The organism is Pseudomonas sp. P5_A12 (assembly GCF_056400685.1).
Genome location: NZ_JBFUKU010000464.1, coordinates 1 through 2,818, shown reverse-complemented (window position 1 = coordinate 2,818; position 2,818 = coordinate 1). Strand labels below are relative to the sequence as shown.

Annotated in this window: 3 protein-coding genes and 1 pseudogene; all 4 read left to right on the top strand. The window is 60.8% G+C overall.

Annotated features, from left to right (window positions below; genetic code table 11):
• Positions 1–319: arsenate reductase (locus AC1DSG_RS29930; protein ID WP_477794096.1), on the top strand; the 319-nt coding region annotated here is incomplete at its 5' end.
• Between the two features lie 34 nt (positions 320–353).
• Positions 354–1,388, top strand: a complete 1,035-nt coding sequence (gene dapD / locus AC1DSG_RS29925; RefSeq protein ID WP_477794095.1) for a 2,3,4,5-tetrahydropyridine-2,6-dicarboxylate N-succinyltransferase — start codon at positions 354–356, stop codon at positions 1,386–1,388.
• A 131-nt stretch (positions 1,389–1,519) separates the two neighbouring features.
• Positions 1,520–2,725 carry an aminotransferase class V-fold PLP-dependent enzyme gene (locus AC1DSG_RS29920; RefSeq protein ID WP_477794094.1) on the top strand — a complete coding sequence of 402 codons (1,206 nt, stop codon included), beginning with the start codon at positions 1,520–1,522 and terminating at the stop codon, positions 2,723–2,725.
• Positions 2,722–2,818, top strand: a pseudogene (locus AC1DSG_RS29915) (SufE family protein); the annotation flags it as partial. The gene AC1DSG_RS29920 and the pseudogene AC1DSG_RS29915, both read left to right, overlap by 4 nt.

Here is a 2,818-nt window from a genome sequence, read left to right as displayed (position 1 = left end):
CTGCGACACCATGAAAAAGGCGCGCACCTGGCTCGATGAACACGCTGTCAGCTATGACTTTCATGATTACAAAACGGCCGGAATCGACCGTGAACACCTGACCCAATGGTGCGACGAGCACGGCTGGCAAGCGGTGCTGAACCGTGCTGGCACGACCTTTCGCAAGCTCGACGACGAACGCAAAGCCGATCTCGACCAGCCGAAAGCCATCGAGCTGATGCTCGCACAACCCTCGATGATCAAGCGCCCGGTGCTCGATCTCGGTGACCGAACCCTGATTGGCTTCAAGCCAGATATCTACGCGGCAGCTCTCAAGTAAGCCAGCCCGTTCAATTTTGTTAGAGGTTATTTACATGTCCACTACCCTGTTTAGCCTGGCCTTTGGTGTTGGTACTCAAAACCGTCAAGGCGCATGGCTGGAAGTTTTTTACGCACAGCCACTGCTCAACCCGTCGGCCGAACTGGTCGCGGCCATTGCACCGGTTCTGGGCTACACCGAAGGCAATCAGGCCATCGCGTTCAGCACCGCTCAGGCGTCGCAACTGGCTGAAGCACTGAAAGGCGTCGACGCTGCCCAGGCTGCGCTGCTGACCCGTCTGGCCGAGAGCCACAAGCCGCTGGTCGCGACCCTTCTGGCCGAAGACGCTCAGCTGACTTCCACGCCTGAGGCTTACCTCAAACTGCACCTGCTGTCCCATCGTCTGGTCAAGCCGCACGGCCTGAACCTGGCCGGCGTGTTCCCGTTGCTGCCGAACGTGGCCTGGACCAGCCAGGGCGCCATCGACCTGTCCGAACTGGCTGAGCATCAACTGGAAGCCCGTCTGCGTGGCGAGTTGCTGGAAGTGTTCTCGGTGGACAAGTTCCCGAAAATGACCGACTACGTGGTTCCGGCCGGCGTACGTATCGCTGACGCGGCGCGTATCCGTCTGGGCGCCTATGTGGGCGAAGGCACCACCGTGATGCACGAAGGTTTCGTCAACTTCAACGCCGGCACCGAAGGCCCGGGCATGATCGAAGGCCGCGTTTCCGCTGGCGTATTCGTCGGCAAGGGTTCGGACCTGGGCGGCGGTTGCTCGACCATGGGCACTCTGTCGGGTGGTGGCAACATCGTGATCAAGGTCGGCGAAGGCTGCCTGATCGGTGCTAACGCCGGTATCGGTATTCCGTTGGGCGACCGCAACACCGTTGAGTCGGGCCTGTACGTGACCGCTGGCACCAAAGTGGCCCTGCTGGACGAGCACAACAAGCTGGTCAAAGTCGTCAAGGCCCGTGAACTGGCCGGTCAACCTGACCTGTTGTTCCGCCGCAATTCGGAGACCGGTGCCGTGGAATGCAAAACCCACAAATCGGCCATCGAACTGAACGAAGCGCTGCACGCTCACAACTAAGTGCCGCAGGTACTTGTGGGAGCGAGCCTGCTCGCGATGCTTTTTTGGCGGTCTTACGGACGCCATCGCGAGCAGGCTCGCTCCTACAAGGTCTGGCGTACACCCGCCCATGTTTACCAGGGCCGAATAACATGATGATTTCCTCTCCCTGGCGCGCCGATTTTCCGGCCATCGCCGCTCTGCAACGGCAAGGCCAGACCTATCTGGACAACGCCGCCACCACGCAAAAGCCTCAAGCCCTGCTGGATGCCCTGACGCACTACTACGCCAACGGCGCAGCCAATGTGCATCGGGCCCAACACTTGCCCGGCGCCCATGCCACCCAGGCGTTCGAGGCCAGCCGCAGTAAAGTCGCCCACTGGCTGAATGCCGGCGATGGCGGGCAGATCATTTTTACTCACGGCGCGACCTCCGCGCTGAACCTCTTGGCGTATGGCCTTGAACCTCTATTCAATCCGGGCGATGAGATCGTCATCAGCGCCCTGGAGCATCACGCGAACCTGCTGCCATGGCAGCAACTGGCCCAGCGGCGCGAGCTGACACTGGTGATCTTGCCGCTGGACACTGCCGGGTTGATCGACCTGGATGCCGCAGCACAGTTGATCAATCCACGAACCCGCTTGCTGGCGGTCAGTCAGCTGTCCAACGTGCTTGGCGCCTGGCAGCCGTTGGCCGAGCTGTTAGCGATGGCTCAAGCCCACGGCGCATTGACCGTGGTCGATGGCGCGCAAGGCGTAGTGCATGGTCGGCATGACGTGCAGGCACTGGGTTGCGACTTTTATGTATTTTCCAGTCACAAGCTCTACGGTCCCGACGGACTCGGCGTGTTGTACGGTCGCAATGAAGCGTTGAAACAACTGCGCCACTGGCAATTTGGTGGCGAAATGGTGCTGGACGCGGATTACCAACACGCACGCTTTCGCCCTGCCCCGCTGGGTTTCGAGGCTGGAACGCCGCCGATTGCCAGTGTGATTGGTTTGGGGGCGATACTGGATTATCTGGCCGGGCTCGACCAGGACGCCGTAAACACCCATGAAGCCGCGCTGCATGACTATTTGCTCAAGGGGCTTGAAGCACGTAACGGCATTCGGCTGCTGGGCAAGCCGCAACTGGCACTGGCGAGTTTTGTCGTCGAGGGTGTGCATAACTCGGATCTGGCACATTTGCTGACCGAACAGGGCATCGCCGTGCGCGCCGGCCATCACTGCGCCATGCCGCTGCTCAAGCGCTTCGAGCTGGCCGGGGCGATTCGGGTATCGCTGGCGCTGTACAACGATTCCGAAGACCTGGAGCGGTTCTTTGAAGCGCTGGATCAGGCGTTGGAGCTGTTGCGATGAGCTTGCCTGTCGATGCGGTGACGGCGCTGGAGACATTTCAGAATGCTGCCGGCTGGGAACAGCGGGCGCGGCTGTTGATGCAATGGGGCGATC